The 13,953-nt window shown below is 69.1% G+C and carries 15 protein-coding genes; 10 read left to right on the top strand and 5 right to left on the bottom strand.

The window, feature by feature from the left end; genetic code table 11:
• Positions 1-77: 77 nt before the first annotated feature.
• Positions 78-959: a terpene synthase family protein gene (locus ACIBVN_RS00670; protein WP_397131133.1), complete on the bottom strand. Its 882-nt coding sequence runs from the start codon at positions 957-959 to the stop codon at positions 78-80.
• A gap of 713 nt (positions 960-1,672) precedes the next feature.
• Between ACIBVN_RS00670 and ACIBVN_RS00665 the strand changes: the two genes are divergently transcribed.
• From ACIBVN_RS00665 to ACIBVN_RS00640, 6 genes are all read left to right on the top strand, one after another.
• Complete coding sequence (locus tag ACIBVN_RS00665; RefSeq protein ID WP_397131131.1) at positions 1,673-4,009, top strand: nitrate- and nitrite sensing domain-containing protein; 2,337 nt, start codon at positions 1,673-1,675, stop codon at positions 4,007-4,009.
• Complete coding sequence (locus tag ACIBVN_RS00660; protein ID WP_397131130.1) at positions 4,006-4,425, top strand: roadblock/LC7 domain-containing protein; 420 nt, start codon at positions 4,006-4,008, stop codon at positions 4,423-4,425. Before ACIBVN_RS00665 ends, ACIBVN_RS00660 begins: the two co-directional genes overlap by 4 nt.
• 5 nt (positions 4,426-4,430) lie before the next feature.
• On the top strand, positions 4,431-4,799 hold the full coding sequence (locus tag ACIBVN_RS00655) for a DUF742 domain-containing protein (RefSeq protein ID WP_397131128.1): 369 nt from the start codon (positions 4,431-4,433) through the stop codon (positions 4,797-4,799).
• Positions 4,780-5,367, top strand: coding sequence for an ATP/GTP-binding protein (locus tag ACIBVN_RS00650; protein ID WP_349454719.1), 588 nt, complete (start codon positions 4,780-4,782; stop codon positions 5,365-5,367). The genes ACIBVN_RS00655 and ACIBVN_RS00650 overlap by 20 nt, the downstream gene beginning before the upstream one ends.
• 202 nt (positions 5,368-5,569) lie before the next feature.
• Positions 5,570-6,046 carry a hypothetical protein gene (locus ACIBVN_RS00645; RefSeq protein WP_397131126.1) on the top strand — a complete coding sequence of 159 codons (477 nt, stop codon included), beginning with the start codon at positions 5,570-5,572 and terminating at the stop codon, positions 6,044-6,046.
• 83 nt (positions 6,047-6,129) lie between these two features.
• Complete coding sequence (locus ACIBVN_RS00640) at positions 6,130-6,675, top strand: GrpB family protein (protein WP_397131125.1); 546 nt, start codon at positions 6,130-6,132, stop codon at positions 6,673-6,675.
• A gap of 9 nt (positions 6,676-6,684) precedes the next feature.
• Here the strand turns inward: ACIBVN_RS00640 and ACIBVN_RS00635 are convergent, their stop codons facing one another.
• The gene (locus ACIBVN_RS00635; protein ID WP_397131123.1) at positions 6,685-7,029 is read right to left on the bottom strand and encodes a hypothetical protein; all 345 of its coding nucleotides are present in this window, start codon (positions 7,027-7,029) and stop codon (positions 6,685-6,687) included.
• A gap of 229 nt (positions 7,030-7,258) precedes the next feature.
• A complete protein-coding gene (locus ACIBVN_RS00630) occupies positions 7,259-7,630 on the bottom strand; it encodes a hypothetical protein (protein ID WP_397131121.1) in 372 nt (123 codons plus the stop codon).
• Between the two features lie 211 nt (positions 7,631-7,841).
• Between ACIBVN_RS00630 and ACIBVN_RS00625 the strand changes: the two genes are divergently transcribed.
• Positions 7,842-8,528 carry an MFS transporter gene (locus tag ACIBVN_RS00625; protein WP_397131120.1) on the top strand — a complete coding sequence of 229 codons (687 nt, stop codon included), beginning with the start codon at positions 7,842-7,844 and terminating at the stop codon, positions 8,526-8,528.
• 170 nt (positions 8,529-8,698) lie between these two features.
• On the opposite strand, the gene ACIBVN_RS00620 is transcribed toward ACIBVN_RS00625, so the two are convergent.
• Entirely contained in the window at positions 8,699-9,400 is a 702-nt protein-coding gene (locus ACIBVN_RS00620; protein ID WP_397131118.1) for a TetR/AcrR family transcriptional regulator, read from the bottom strand.
• Positions 9,401-9,501: 101 nt separating this feature from the next.
• On the opposite strand from ACIBVN_RS00620, the gene ACIBVN_RS00615 reads away from it, so the two are divergent.
• Positions 9,502-10,908, top strand: a complete 1,407-nt coding sequence (locus ACIBVN_RS00615; RefSeq protein WP_397131116.1) for an MFS transporter — start codon at positions 9,502-9,504, stop codon at positions 10,906-10,908.
• Positions 10,905-11,252 carry a nuclear transport factor 2 family protein gene (locus ACIBVN_RS00610; protein WP_397131115.1) on the top strand — a complete coding sequence of 116 codons (348 nt, stop codon included), beginning with the start codon at positions 10,905-10,907 and terminating at the stop codon, positions 11,250-11,252. Before ACIBVN_RS00615 ends, ACIBVN_RS00610 begins: the two co-directional genes overlap by 4 nt.
• A 66-nt stretch (positions 11,253-11,318) precedes the next feature.
• On the opposite strand, the gene ACIBVN_RS00605 is transcribed toward ACIBVN_RS00610, so the two are convergent.
• Entirely contained in the window at positions 11,319-11,759 is a 441-nt protein-coding gene (locus tag ACIBVN_RS00605; protein WP_397131113.1) for a hypothetical protein, read from the bottom strand.
• Between the two features lie 7 nt (positions 11,760-11,766).
• Here ACIBVN_RS00605 and ACIBVN_RS00600 point away from each other — a divergent pair, with 7 nt between their 5' ends.
• The gene (locus tag ACIBVN_RS00600) at positions 11,767-13,953 is read left to right on the top strand and encodes a beta-galactosidase (RefSeq protein ID WP_397131111.1); all 2,187 of its coding nucleotides are present in this window, start codon (positions 11,767-11,769) and stop codon (positions 13,951-13,953) included.

Genomic DNA, 13,953 nt, shown 5'->3' with positions numbered 1-13,953 from the left:
CGTCTCGGCCTCCACCGTGCGCCGCTGGGTCAGGGAGTGGGGATGGTGTTGCGGGCGCAGGTCTTTCCAGCCCCGGCTCAGACGGTCCAAAAATCACTGCCGTTGAAGTAAAAGCCCCAGGTGGTCATCATTTGCTGGCGAAGATCTTCGGCCACGCCCGGGCAGGACTGCGCGAGCCGGTCCAGCTCCAGGTCACATGCCTTGCGTTCGTCGGCGATCAGTTCCAGCAGAGCGTGCTCGTCGAGCCCGAGCATCCGTGCGTTCAGGTCCGCCCATTGGCGGTCGCGTTTGAAGGTGCGCAGGTCGTTGACCAGGCGCATGACCCGTTGAGTCGCATTGGCGGCGTCGATGATCGCCGGCAGGTGCTCGCGAGTGGCTTCCGGTTCATCGGTGCTGATCAAACGGCTCACTCCGACAACGGTGGAGCCGAAGTTCGCCGCATTACCCAAGTACTCCTTCAGGGTGGGCACGGCGGCGGTCTGCCGGGCCGCGGTCTTCCAATCCCATTCCCGCGCCATCGCATCGAGCATCGCGGCCAGCTCGGTACGCCATACCGGTCCCAGATGACCGAACGCGGGCGCGTGAGCCAGGTCATCGCGGATGTCAGCGAGAAGCCGGGTCAGGGGCGTATGGGGGTCGGCGCCGGCGATGACGTCCTTGCACTCCTCGACGATGGCCCGTACCTGCGATCGCTGTGTCGCATCACGGTCGATGGCCGCGTCGAGTGGGAAAATCCACAACGCCAGTTGGGAGGGACTCCGCAACATGCCCGTACCATGGCGCGGGGTGCCATAGACCATCATGTTCGCGATCTGACCAGGGGTGTCGGCGAACTCACCAGTGTCGAAGAGTTCGGGGTAGCTCGCGGCAGTGCGGCGAAGGTCACGGGCACATTCCGCTGCGCGGGCGGACAGCGCACCGGATGAAAGCTCGTCAGGGAGGGACGGCGAGGGGCTCATGACGGCTCCTGTCAGGTACTCCCAGCCAAAAGGGGTACCGCGGTTGAAACTGTGCGTTGTTCGGAATCGGTCAATGATCACACCGCGACTGAGGTGACACAACGCGGGCGGCACCCGCGCCACACGCCGACCCGGCGAGCGGGGGCCGAGCCTGTCTCCGTAGCCAAACGTCTGGGGTGTCGACGAACCGACAGGAGCTGGCAAGCCACTCCCGCCGACAGGTGATCATCCCCCATGTTCGGCACCCACTACCAGCCAGAGCACGCCCTCAACGGAACGTGAATCCGGCACGTACGCGTCGGCGCCGTCGTACGCCGGAGAGGACGGCGGACAGCCGCCGGAACAGGGCGGTGTAGGGGTGCGGAAGCCATGACACGTCAGGGACGGAGTCCAGCGCGAGCCCAGGACGTCGCCGCGATCCTGCAGCGGCACGCCCGCTAGCTGGTGCGATTGTTCAAGAAGATGGTCCGCGAGGTTGTTACGAATGCTGAAATAACTGGAGGCAGGGCCAGCCACCTGCGAAGCATACCGATTCTCGACACCTTTTGGTGCAAAATTGACTAATAGACGTCAGAACCTGACATCTGGGATTAATGTTTCTTGAGAGGCGCTTTGCGAGTGCGCTAGAGTTCCTTGATCGATACTGTATGCAACCTCGCCGCACTCAAGGTGTCCGGCAAACCAGATTTGACTTGCACAGGGTGGGTACGATAATGCGCTTCCGCAAGACGGGGCTGCGGACCAAGATCACGGCTCTGCTACTCTCCCTGACGGCCTTGTGGGTCTTCGCTGCGTGGGTCACCCTCCGTGAGGGAGTCAACCTCCTGTGGGTCTCCCAACTCGACTCCTCTCTGGCAAACCCCAGCGACCCGGTGCTCTTCGGCCTGCAAAAAGAGCGCCGGCTTTCGGCCGTGAGGTTGAGCGAGAAGACTGCCCAATCCCGCAAAGAGCTCGAAACACAGCGTAAGCAGAACGACCGCGTTATCGCCGCTTTCCAGGAGTCGGCCAGCGGCGGGCTGGTCAGCTGGGCGTTGGACGATCAGGGCGAGAAGCGGCTCGCCGACCTGCTCAAGCAGCTCGAATCGGTCAAGAAGATACGCGAGGCCGTCGACACGAGCAGGCTTAGCCGAGCGCAGGCGACGACCGCGTACAACGACGCCATCGACCCCATCTTCAACCTCTACGGCTCGATGGCGACGCTCGACGACAAGGAGATCGCCAAAGACGTCCGCACCCTCGTCGCCCTGAGCCGTGCCCGAGAGCTCCTCGCCCGGGAGGACGCGCTGCTCGCCGGCGCGCTCGCCGACGGGCGGCTGACTCCCGCCGAGCAGGCGGAGTTCAGTCAGGCCGTGGGCGCCTGGCGGATCGTCGCCGGACAGGCCGCGGCCGACCTGCCCGACTCCGAAAGGGCCCACTACGACAAGCTGGCCAAGGGCCAGTCGTTCGTCCGGCTCCAGAACATGGAAACGCAGGTCATGGAGCATGATCCGAACGCTCTGAGCCTGCCGTTCACCGCGGACGAGTGGAAGTCGGCGACCGAGCGCTTCCTGGACGACTTCAACACCATGGTGCTCGGCGGGGGCGACCGCATGGTGGACCGGATCGTGCCCGTCGCCGTCAACGTGATCATCCGGCTGGTCCTGGCCGGCGGTCTCGGCCTCATCGCGGTCATCGCCTCGATCATCCTGTCCGTCACCACGGCCCGCGACCTGCTCGCCCAGCTCAAGAAGCTGCGCGACGCCGCCCACGAGCTCTCCGACGACCGGCTGCCCGGCGTCGTCGAGCGCATCGGCCGAGGCGAGGAGGTCGACCTGGCCAAGGAGGCCCCCGACCTGGACTTCGGCGACGACGAGATCGGCCAGGTGGGCCAGGCGTTCAACACCGTGCAGCGCACCGCGATCAGCGTCGCGGCCGAGCAGGCCGAGCTGCGCCGCAGCATCCGCGACATCCTGCTCAGCCTGGCCCGCAGGACGCAGGGCCTGGTCCACCGGCAGCTCACCGTGCTCGACGTGATGGAGCGCCGCGAGACCGATCCCGAGGAGCTGAAGGAGCTCTTCCGGCTCGACCACCTCGCCATCCGCATGCGGCGCAACGCGGAGAACCTCATCGTCCTTTCCGGCTCCGCCCCGGCCCGTACGTGGCGCCGCTCGGTCCCCATGGTCGACGTCGTCCGCGGCGCCCTGGCCGAGGTCGAGGACTACACCCGCGTCACACTCATGCCGATGGGCGACGTCGTGCTCGTCGGCCGCGCGGTCGGTGACGTCATCCACCTGCTCGCCGAGCTGATCGAGAACGCCGTGTCGTTCTCGCCGCCGTACACGAACGTGCAGGTCAGTGGCCAGCTCGTGGCCAACGGGTACGTGATCGAGATCGAGGACCGCGGTCTGGGCATGAAGCCCGAGGACCTGGAGGCCAACAACGCGCGCATCGCGGACCCGCCCGAGTTCCGCATCACCGGCACCGCCCGGCTGGGCCTCTACGTGGTCAGCCAGCTCGCCAAGCGCCACGACATCCAGGTGGTGCTCAAGGCGTCGCCGTACGGCGGGACGACGGTCGTGGTGCTGCTGCCGCAGGAGCTCGTACAGCTCGACCCCACGCCCGAGCCGCAGAGCGGCCAGCAGCGGGAGCGCCTGCCGCGCAGGACGACGGCCGTGGCCACCGCGATCCGGCCGGTCACCGCGGAGAACGTACGCACGCTCAAGCCCGCGCGCCAGGCTCCCCCTCCGGAGCCCGCCCCTGCCCCCGTGCCCTCGCCGGCCCCCGCTCCTTCGCTCGCCCCTGTGCAATCAGAACCCGAAACGCCGGCCGAACCGGAGCAGAGGCCTGTGACCGAGTTCACGTCGAATGGGCTGCCCCTGCGGGTGCCCCAGACCAATTTGGCGCCAGCGCTGCGGGACGAGACGCCCACGCAGCCCGACTTCGAGGAGGACGATGACGAGCGCTCGCCGGAGGAGATCCGCGCGATGATGGGATCTCTGCAGTCAGGCACGCGTCTTGGCCGGAGCGAGGCCGCCAAGATGCTGGACGAGCAGTCGAGAGGTGAGGCATGACCCCCTCCCCCGGCACTGATCTCAACTGGCTGCTCGACGACCTCGTCGGCCGTGTCAAGGAGGCCGAGCACGCCATCGTGCTGTCGTCCGACGGCCTGCTGATGGCCTCTTCCGCCGGGTTGCAGCGGACCGACGGCGAGCACCTGTCCGCCGTCGCCTCCGGGCTGCAAAGCCTGGCGAAGGGTGTCTCGGACCAGATCTCCGGCGGCACCGTACGGCAGACGGTCGTGGAGTGGAAGCACCAGTTCCTCATCGTGACCACGGCCGGCGAGCGGGCCTGCCTGGCCGTCCTGTGCGCGCAGAACGCCGACATCGGGCTGATCGCGTACGAGATGGCGATGATGGTGGCCCGCGTCGGCCAGTACCTCACCTCGGGCGCCCGCAACGCCGAGGCCATCGCCGGGAGCGACCGGTGAGAGGCGTGGACGAACCGACGGACGAGCACTGGGTCGATCCGGAGATCATCCGACCCTACGTGGTCACCCGTGGCCGCACGCAGCCCGCGCACGGCCGGTTCGACCTGATCTCCATGGCCCTCGCGGTGGGCCCACCCCCCGGCCCCGACGCCGGGCTGGATCCCGAGCACCTGCGGATCCTCCAGCTCTGCCGCGAGCCCAAGTCCGTCGCCGAGATCGCCGCATACCTCGATCTGCCGGCCGGCACGATCCGGGTGCTGCTCGGCGACCTGTTCGACCGCGAACTCGTCTCTGCGCAGGAACCACAATCCGAGGTGGACATGCATGACATGAAGATGTACAGGGCGGTGCTCGATGGCCTTCGGTCGCTCTGAGCGTCCGCGCCTGCCGACGGCGATCAAGATCCTGATCGCGGGCGGCTTCGGCGCGGGCAAGACGACGATGGTGGGCGCGGTCTCCGAGACCCGGCCGCTGCGCACCGAGGAGGTCCTGACCGACCGCGGGATCGGCGTGGACGACCTCACCTCGGTGGAGGCCAAGCGCACCACCACCGTGGCGATGGACTTCGGCCGGATCACGCTGGGCACCGACTACGTCCTGTACCTGTTCGGCACACCTGGGCAGGAGCGGTTCTGGTTCGTCTGGGACGAACTGGCCGAAGGGTCGCTGGGCGCCGTCATTCTGGCGGACACCCGGCGACTGGCGGACTGCTTCCCCTCGGTGGACTATTTCGAGCGACGGGGCACGCCGTTCGTGGTGGCGGTCAACTGCTTCGAGGGGGCGCCTACGTTCGAGCTGGACGAGGTACGCCTGGCGCTGCAGCTGAACCCGTCGATCCCCATCATCATGTGTGACGCCCGGAAGAAGGACTCAAGCCGCGAAGTCTTGATCAGCTTGGTCAAACACTCGGCGCGCCTCCGCGCCGAACCAGTCGGAAGCTAGGGGTCGCGGGGGGGCGAAAGCAAGGCCTTCCATGGGGGGCGCTTCGCGCGCGGGATTCCAGACAGCGCCTCCCAGGGGGGCTCACGCCCCCCTTCGCCCCCGAAACCCCGCTCGCTTCGCTCGCCGTCACCCGCCCGTTGCCTGGTTACCGGGTTGGCCTGCTGCACCCCGTCACGGCGACCTCACCGGCCTATCCTCCGGTTTGGACGCGCTCGCGAAGCGGTTGCCGCACGGATGGCAGACGATCCTGTCCTCCGAGTTCCCCTCCGGCACCGACATCGGGGACGCCGAGTGGGAGACGGTCCTGCGGCTGGCGGACCGCGCGGTGCGCGCCGCGGCGTTGGGGATGGTGCACCCCTTGCTCCTGGTCGCCGTACTCCCCCTGTGCTGGCCCGGGGCGATTCACGGGAGCCTTCTCGGGGAATACCTGCTCACCGCTCACAAGGAGCACAGTTCCGTCGTGGGCGCCGCGTTGCGGCGGCGGTGCCGCGCAACCGTCCGCCGGTACCTGGCACAGCACCTGTGCCATGCAGCCGGCCTGATCACAGCGGCGCTGTGCGTCATGGCCGTGCAGGCGGCTGGTGGCGACGTCGGCCGTGTCGGTGTGCTGGTCGCCTTCCTCGCTCTCACCGTCCGAGGGCCGGGGCCTGCGTGGAGAACACGGCCCGCGCGCGGGTGACGGCGTAGGGTGGAGCCCATTGGCAACCGCCTGGGAAATGTTCGCATTGCGGCGACAAGATCAGCAGGCTTACCCTGCTCGTCGTGAACGAACCCGTCGAGATCGTGTCCTATCAAACCGAATGGCCGACGGCCTTCAAGGAGCTGGCGCAGCGCATGCGCTCGGCACTCGGGGATGTGGCGGTAAGAATCGACCATATCGGATCGACCTCGGTACCCGGGCTGGCGGCGAAGCCCGTGGTGGACATACAGGTGTCCGTGCGCTCCTTTGACCCCGAGGAGGCGTTCCAGGCACCGCTGGAGGCACTCGGGATGAAATATCGCCGAAACAATCCGGAGCGCACCAAGAGGTACTTCCGGGAAGCGCCCGGAAAGCCCCGTACACATATTCACGTGCGATTGCTCGGCAGTTTCTCGGAGCAATTTCCCCTGCTTTTCCGCGATTATCTGCGCGCCCACGAGCTCGACGCCGCCGAGTACGCGGCCGTCAAGCGACGTTGTGCCGCCAGGTTCCGCCACGACCGCGTCGGCTACGTGGCAGCCAAATCGGCCCACATGTGGGAGATCGTGCGCCGTGCCGACGAGTGGGCGCAGCAGATCGGATGGGTGCCGGGCCCGGCGGACGCTTGAGCAAACCCGTCAGGTCATCGGAATCGGTCCCACCTCGGAGCGGTGCGATCCGAAAAGGCGGTCGGTGAAGTCATGCGCCCACTTGACCGGATTGCCGTCGAGGTTGCCGTACTCGTCTAGATGGCCCAGATCCTCCGGCGCCAATGCATTCACCAGATCCAGCGGTACCGCGTCGGGAAACAGTTCGCGGCAGTAGTACAGGGCGTAGTGGACACCCCGCTGCGCTCCGTGCCGCAGCACCTGGTCCCGGAAGCTCTCGCAGAAATCATCGGAACCCCGCACGGCGAGGAACTCGGCGATGTCGACGAATTTGGCGATGCGCAGATCCCGGCCACGCCCCACAAAGAAACGCATTCCGCTTCTTTGTACAGATGTGTGCAGAGATCGATTAACTGGTCGACGGGGGCGCGGACATAATCCGGCTCGCCCATCAGCTCGGCAGGCTGGCATCGCGACAACAGCTCCTCGGTCGTCACGCTCACCGCCGCTTTCATCTGAAAGATGTTCAGGCATAGATCGACGGTGTAGCTGTCGATCCCGTCGTCCTCGGACATCTTTACGAACGGCAGCGCGTTGTTGACGTTCAGCTTCCGGAACGCCCGGGTCCCGCGGCTGAAGGGGACGACCGAGGTGCCTTCCAGGGACGGCCGCCCTTGAACGTATCCGAGGTCGCGCAGCACCTCCGCGACTTCGTCAAGGCCCGCAGGACCCGCGCGTACTCGGTCAGCTGCGCGGCGTTGCGGCTCCTGTTGCCTTCGAGCACGCAACCGTACAGCCAGAAGTTCGGTATGTGCTGTCCCTTGTCGGTGAAGCCGACACGGCCGCGTGAGACGTTCCACGCGATCTGCGGCAGCACCCGATGCCGTGCCGCCTGGTGCAGGAACCATCCCCAGTCCGCGTCGGCCCCGGTCCGTTCCACCAGCGCTCTGGCGGTGTCGCGCCGCTCAGCCGACATCCGGGGCCGGCACAGCATGAGCAGCAGTCGCGCCTCAGGGCGGAGTTGCTCGAGAGCGGCGACGTGACGGTGCTCAAGGCCTTTCGTTCGCGTCGCGTTTAGTGCGCCAACGCCGGAGGGTTGCCGGTTCCTCTCAGGCGTCCCACTTCGCGTTCGGCATACCTTGCAGCGGGATGGACGGGGCAGTCAAGCCCGATGCAAACTGATCCCCATGCACGATCACCAACCACGAAGGAATGCCGCCCTGCCGGGCGGGGAGCGACCGGCATGGGCGGTGATCGGCCCGGGAATCGCCGCGCTTACCGGTCTCTACCTGCTGACGATGACCTTCGGGCCCGCAGCGCGGCTTTCGCTGCAGTTAGATCTGGGTTTGACCAGCCAAACCACCCTGGTCATGGCTCTCGTCGCGTATCTGGTCAGCGCGGCAGCGGGTGGGGCGCTGGGCGTTGGCCTTGGTGGACGTCTGCTGACGACAGTGGGCACGGCGGCCATCGCCTTAATGATCATCGGTGTGCTGCTGAACGCGCTCGCCCCTGACTCCGGAATCTATCTGATCGGCCGGGTGCTGAGCGGGCTCGGTGGCGGCAGCGCGGTGGGGGCGACGGTGGCATTCGCGCGGCGGGCGGGCCGCCACTCGGGCGCGCTGGCCGGCATACTTGCAGGTCTTGGTATCTTCGCCCTGATTCTTGGCCCGGTCATCAATCATTGGCTGGCGAGCGCGTTGGCGTGGAGGTGGGGATACCTGATCACGATACTGCCATTGATCGTGGGGTTGGTTGCCACCGCCGTCAGCGGATTCGTGCTGCTCCTGACCCGGCGAGCCGGGCAGCCCAGTTCGTCCGGCATGCCTCATCCGCCAGCCGGGCAACGGCCTTGGAACGCCCCTCCGGGGGTCTGATCGACATATCGTCCGCGTCCTCGGCGGCCGGCCTCAGGACCTGCCGGCCCGGATCGAGCGGCACCGGCCGCTCAGGCCCAGCCCGAGGTGGGCAGTGGCCGCTTCGTGCTGGGCCGCTCCCACCCGCCCGCCCCTCGTGAGCGATCGCCCGGACACCGCTCAGACGGTCTTCAGGCGGGTGGCGTCAAGCCGAGTGACGCGATCAGGGCGATCATCTCGTCGCGGTAGATAGCGGCGGGCTCGTGGGTGAGCGTGCGCAGGTGGCCGTAGATCTCCAGGGAGACCAGCCCGTGCATGCGGCCCCACACCCGGACCGTGAGCGCCACCGCGTCCGGCGGCAGGCCCGGGAACGTGGCCTGAATGTCCTGCGCCAGGTCCGGGTCGAAGTGTGACCAGTCGTACTCGCCCTTGTCCGGCCCGCGCCAGGCCGCCGCGACCAGGCCGGTGAGGCCTCGGCAGGCCCGGTGTTCGGCCTCCTTCGCCGGGCCGTCCGCCGGGGGCTGGTAGCCGGGGACCGCGTCGCCGTAGATGAGGCGGAAGCCCTCCGGATTGCGCAGCGCCCACTCCCGTACGGTTTCCGCCCAGGCCAGGACGCGGCCGCCCGCGTCTTCGACGGGCACGGCGTCGCGGGCCGACTCGGCCGCGTCCACCAGGGCCGTGTAGAGGTCGGCGATGAGCGTGGTGACCAGGTCGTCGCGGGTGGCGTAGTAGCTGTAGATCGCGCCGGCGGTCATGCCCATCTCGCGGGCGATGGCACGTAGCGAGATGGCGTCGGGGCCGCCGGCGGCCATGAGTTTGAGCGCGATCTCCTTGATCTCCGCCGTGGTCTCCGCGCGCAGCCGCTCGCGCCTGCTCATCGTCTGATCACCCACCCTTGACAGTCTACAGAGTTGGGCTACTGTTCTGCGTGCTGAGATTGAACAGCGTGTAGTAATCATTCGCCGTATAGAAATCCTTCCTGAGGAGGCCTCTCGTGACGCTTGCCGCCTCTCGTGCGCCGACCGACGTGGGCCGTTCCGGGCTCAGGCTGGCGCTCCTGGCGTTCACCCAGCTCATCGTGGCTCTTGACTACAACATCGTTTACGTGGCGCTCCCCGACATCGGAGCGGCCCTGGGCTTCAGCGCGCGATCCGTGCAGTGGGTGGTGAGCGCGTACGCCATCGGGCTCGGCGGGCTGCTGCTGCTCGGTGGCCGGGCCGTCGACAAGCTGGGCGCGCGGCGCATGTTCGTGCTCGGCCTGTCGCTGTACGCCGTGGCCTCGCTCGCGGGCGGCCTGGCGACGGGATCCGCGACTCTGGTCGTGGCCCGTGCCGTCCAGGGCGCCGGCGGGGCGCTGCTCACGCCGGCCACACTCGCGTTGATCTACCACGGGTTCGAGGAAGGGGCCGCGCGCAACCGGGCCCTGGGCGCCTGGGGCATGGCGGGGAGCGCGGGGTTGGCCGCCGGGTCGCTGCTGGGCGGCGTGCTGACCAACTACCTGGGCTGGGAGTGGGTGTTCTTCGTGAACGTCCCGCTGGCCATCGGCGCCGCCGCGGCGGCGCCCCGCCTGCTTCAGCCCGACTCCGGAGACGCGTCCAGGCCGGGCGGGTTCGACCTGCCGGGGGCGCTACTGGCCACGGCGGGCTCGACGCTGCTCGTGTTCGGCCTGGCGAGCGGGCCGGAGTCGGGATGGGGGTCGGTACGCGGCGCCGGGGCGCTGGTCGCCGGCGTGGCGCTGCTGGGTTTGCTGCTGCTGGCCGAGTCGCGTACCCGGGATCCGCTGATCCCGCCGCGGCTGCTGCGCCGGCGCGGCCCGGCCACCACGATGATCGTGATCGCCGTGTTCCAGGGCACGCTGGGCGGCGGCTACTACGTGCTCACCTCATACCTGCAGCCGGTCCTCGGCTACAGCGCCCTGGCGGCGGGGCTGACGTTCCTGCCGCTCACCCTCGTCTGCATGGCCGCCGCACTGAAGGTCGCGCCGGTGCTGCTCGGCAGGTGGGGAGTCCGTACGACGCTCAGCACCGGGATGCTCGGCACCGGAGCCGGGATCGGCGTGCTGACCGCCGGCATGTCCATCGACGGCGGATTCTGGACGCTGCTGCCCGGCAGCGTCGTCTGGGGATTCTTCGGCGGCGTGGCCTTCGTCGCGCTGTTCGCCTCGGCCGGCGCCGGGGTGGCGCCCGAGCAGCAGGGCGTGGCCTCCGGCCTGGCCAGCACGGCCAAGGAGGTCGGCGGCGCGATCGGGCTGGCGGCCTTCGTCGCCGTCGCCACCGCGACCCAGGCCACCGGGATGCTCGGCGGCCTGCAGACGGCCGGTTGGACGGCCGCGGCCGTCACCGCCGCGGGCGGCCTCATCGCTCTCGTACTCGAACCAACCGGGAAAGGAACCACATCATGATCAACGACCTCATCGGCAAGTACCTCGACGTCTGGAACGAGCGGGACGGCGCCGCCCGTGACGTCCTCATCAAGGACGTGCTGACCGGCGACTCCGTCTACTCCGACCCCGACTACGCCGGGCTGCGGGGGCACGGCGAGCTGTCCGAGGCGATCGGCCGGGCTCAGGAGAAGTTCGGCGATCTGGTGTTCACCCTCGGCACGCTGATCGGCGCCCATCACGACACGGCGCTGTTCACCTGGAGGCTGGGCGCGCCGGGCTCGGACACGCCCGTGGCCACCGGGTACGACGTCGTGGAGTTCGAGGGCGACCGCATCCGCCGCGTGGTCGGGTTCTTCGACTAGACCTCGCTTGTGCTCGGCGAGTCCGGGCGGGCGGCCTCGGCATGGCCGCTCCCCGGACGCTCGCCCTCACGTGGAGACCCGGCGAGCCGCGATCACGAGCAGCACGATCGCGGCGACCGTCATGATCGCGTTGCTGGTCAGGTCGGCCGCCAGTCTCACCGGCTCGGTCGAGATCACCTTCCACGGGAAGGAGTGCCACGCGTACGTGAGCGTGGCCCCCGCCGCCAGCGCGAGCCGGTGCGCGTCCGACCAGTTGGACCGGTGCGACCAGCGCCTGACCAGGACGCCGACCGTGGCGAACAGTGCCAGGTAGATGAACACGCTGGCCCAGGCCGGGATCGGGATCGCCAGCCACGGCGACAGGCCGGTGGGGTCGACCGCGTAGAGGAGGACGAAGACGGCGTCGGCCACCAGGGCGAAGGCGAACACCGCCCACGGGCCGGGCGCCCGGCCCTCGACCGCGAGGCCATGACCCCCTGAATCCGCCCTCCCGAGCGGTGTGGACAATGGTCGGATGCCCGTGCGACACACCCCCTGGGACCGGCCGGAGACGCGGCCCGCCATGGCCAACACCGACGACCCCCGGCCCGGACTGGCCCTCACCGACCGCTCCCTCTGGCGTGACAGCCGCCGGTGGATCCCCGTGACGGGCGAGCTGCACTACAGCCGGGTGCCGCGCGAGCGCTGGCAGGACGCCTTGCGCCTGGCCAAGGCGGGCGGGGTGAACGTGCTCTCCACGTACGTCTTCTGGATCCACCACCAGGAACACGAGGACCGGGAGCCGGTGTTCGACGGCGGGCTGGACGTGGCCGCGTTCGTCGGGCTCTGCCTGCGGACGGGGCTCGAGGCGATCGTACGCGTCGGGCCCTGGTGCCACGGCGAGGTTCGCAACGGCGGCCTGCCCGACTGGGTCGCTCCGGCCCGCCGCGACGACCCGGCGTACCTGGAGCAGGTGCGGGCCTGGTTCGGCCACCTGGGCAGGGAGCTCGGCCCGCTGTGCGGCCCTGACGGGCCGATCATCGGGATCCAGCTCGAGAACGAGCTGTACGACCAGCCTGGCCACCTCGTCACGCTGAAGCGGATCGCCCGCGAGTCCGGCCTTCACGCCCCGCTCTGGACGGCCACCGCCTGGGGCAGCGCGGACCTGCCCGTCGGCGACGTCTTCCCCCTGTACGGCGGCTACGCGGACGGCTTCTGGGTGGACACGGCCGACGGCTGGGACGACACCTTCCGCGCCCACTTCCGCTTCTCCCACCAGTGGGACGACCCGGGCATCGGCAAGGACCTGGCCGGGGACCGGGCGGGCGGCGTCAAGCACCCGGACTTCCCGGCCGCGACGTGTGAGCTGGGCGGCGGCATGGCCACCGCGTACCACCGCCGCCCGCTGCTCGAAGGCGCGGACATCGCCGCGGTGGCACTGACCAAGCTGGGCAGCGGCTCGGCCTGGCAGGGCTACTACATGTACGCGGGAGGCGCCAACCCGCGCCCGGGCCTGCAGGAGTCGCACGCCACCGGCTACCCCAACGACCTGCCGGAGTTCAACTACGACTTCCACGCCCCCATCGGGGCTCACCTGCAGACCCGCGACAGCTTTCACCTGCTGCGCAACCAGCACGCCTTCCTGGCCGCGTTCGGCGACCGCCTGGCCGCCATGAACGCCACCATCCCCGGCCAGGAGTCGCTGCGCTGGTCGCTGCGCTCGGACGGGCGCAGCGGGTTCGTCTTCGTCAACAACCACCAGCCGTACGAGCCGCTGCCCGCGCACCGCGACGTGCGCTTCGACGTCGAGCTCGACGAGGCCCGCGTGCGCTTCCCGCACCGCCCGGTGGACGTCCCCAGCGGCGCGTTCTTCTGCTGGCCGGTCAATCTCGACGTCCGCGGGGTCACGGTCAACTGGGCCACCCTCGGCGTCCTGACGCTGGTGGAGGACTCCGTACTGGTCCTGACGAGAACGGACGGGATCCCCGCCCACCTCTCCCTGCCCGCGGGCACGTCCGTCACCGGCCATCCGGCCCTGGAGCGGGACGGCGAGGTGATCCTGGAGGACCTGCCGGCGAGCCGCGAGCCGATCACCGTCGAGACCCCGGACGGGGCCCGGCTGCGCCTGCTGGTCCTCGACGCGGCCGACGCCCGGCGCGCCTGGACTCCTGGCGGCCGGCTGGTCATCTCCGACGCCGACATCGTCGAGGCCGACGGCGCGCTGACCGCCATCACCACCGGCCCCGCGACCGTCGAGATCCTCAGGGACGGCGCCTTCGAGCGCCACCACCTCGACCATCCGGCGGCCCCCGCCCTGGTGAAGATCGTGCGGACGGCCGAGGCCACGCCACCGCCGGCCCGCCCGATCACCGTCCCGGGTCGCGCCTCCGCGCCCGATCCGGAGACGCTGGCCGCCCACGCGGCCCGCTACACGATCACCGTGCCCCCGGGCGGCGAGCGCACGCTGCTCCGCCTCGACCTGGTCGGCGACGTGGCGGTGGCCAGGGCCGGCGACCGCACGGAGGACCTGTACTGGGACGGCGCGCCCTGGGACATCGACATCTCGGGCGGCATCGAGACGGTCGAGGTCATGATTTATCCGCTCACACCGGACACGCCGGTCTGGCTGCCCGAGGCCGCGAGAGGCTCCGAAGGCGCCCGCATCCTGGACGCCACCGTGATCGACTACCGCGCCCACCCGTTGGGCTCACTCCACCGGTAG

This window comes from Nonomuraea sp. NPDC049400 (genome assembly GCF_044466425.1).
GTDB lineage: Bacteria > Actinomycetota > Actinomycetes > Streptosporangiales > Streptosporangiaceae > Nonomuraea.
The sequence above is the reverse complement of the archived record's forward strand: the minus strand, read 5'-3'. Positions and strand labels throughout refer to the sequence as shown.

What these genes read in the sequence shown, in the direction of transcription:
- ACIBVN_RS00600 (WP_397131111.1), top strand. Translation starts at nt 11,767, where the DNA reads ATGCCCGTGCGACACACCCCCTGGGACCGGCCGGAGACGCGGCCCGCC.
- ACIBVN_RS00665 (WP_397131131.1), top strand. Translation starts at nt 1,673, where the DNA reads ATGCGCTTCCGCAAGACGGGGCTGCGGACCAAGATCACGGCTCTGCTA.
- ACIBVN_RS00635 (WP_397131123.1), bottom strand. Translation starts at nt 7,029, where the DNA reads ATGCGTTTCTTTGTGGGGCGTGGCCGGGATCTGCGCATCGCCAAATTC.
- ACIBVN_RS00650 (WP_349454719.1), top strand. Translation starts at nt 4,780, where the DNA reads ATGGCCTTCGGTCGCTCTGAGCGTCCGCGCCTGCCGACGGCGATCAAG.
- ACIBVN_RS00670 (WP_397131133.1), bottom strand. Translation starts at nt 959, where the DNA reads ATGAGCCCCTCGCCGTCCCTCCCTGACGAGCTTTCATCCGGTGCGCTG.
- ACIBVN_RS00610 (WP_397131115.1), top strand. Translation starts at nt 10,905, where the DNA reads ATGATCAACGACCTCATCGGCAAGTACCTCGACGTCTGGAACGAGCGG.
- ACIBVN_RS00660 (WP_397131130.1), top strand. Translation starts at nt 4,006, where the DNA reads ATGACCCCCTCCCCCGGCACTGATCTCAACTGGCTGCTCGACGACCTC.
- ACIBVN_RS00625 (WP_397131120.1), top strand. Translation starts at nt 7,842, where the DNA reads ATGCACGATCACCAACCACGAAGGAATGCCGCCCTGCCGGGCGGGGAG.
- ACIBVN_RS00630 (WP_397131121.1), bottom strand. Translation starts at nt 7,630, where the DNA reads ATGTCGGCTGAGCGGCGCGACACCGCCAGAGCGCTGGTGGAACGGACC.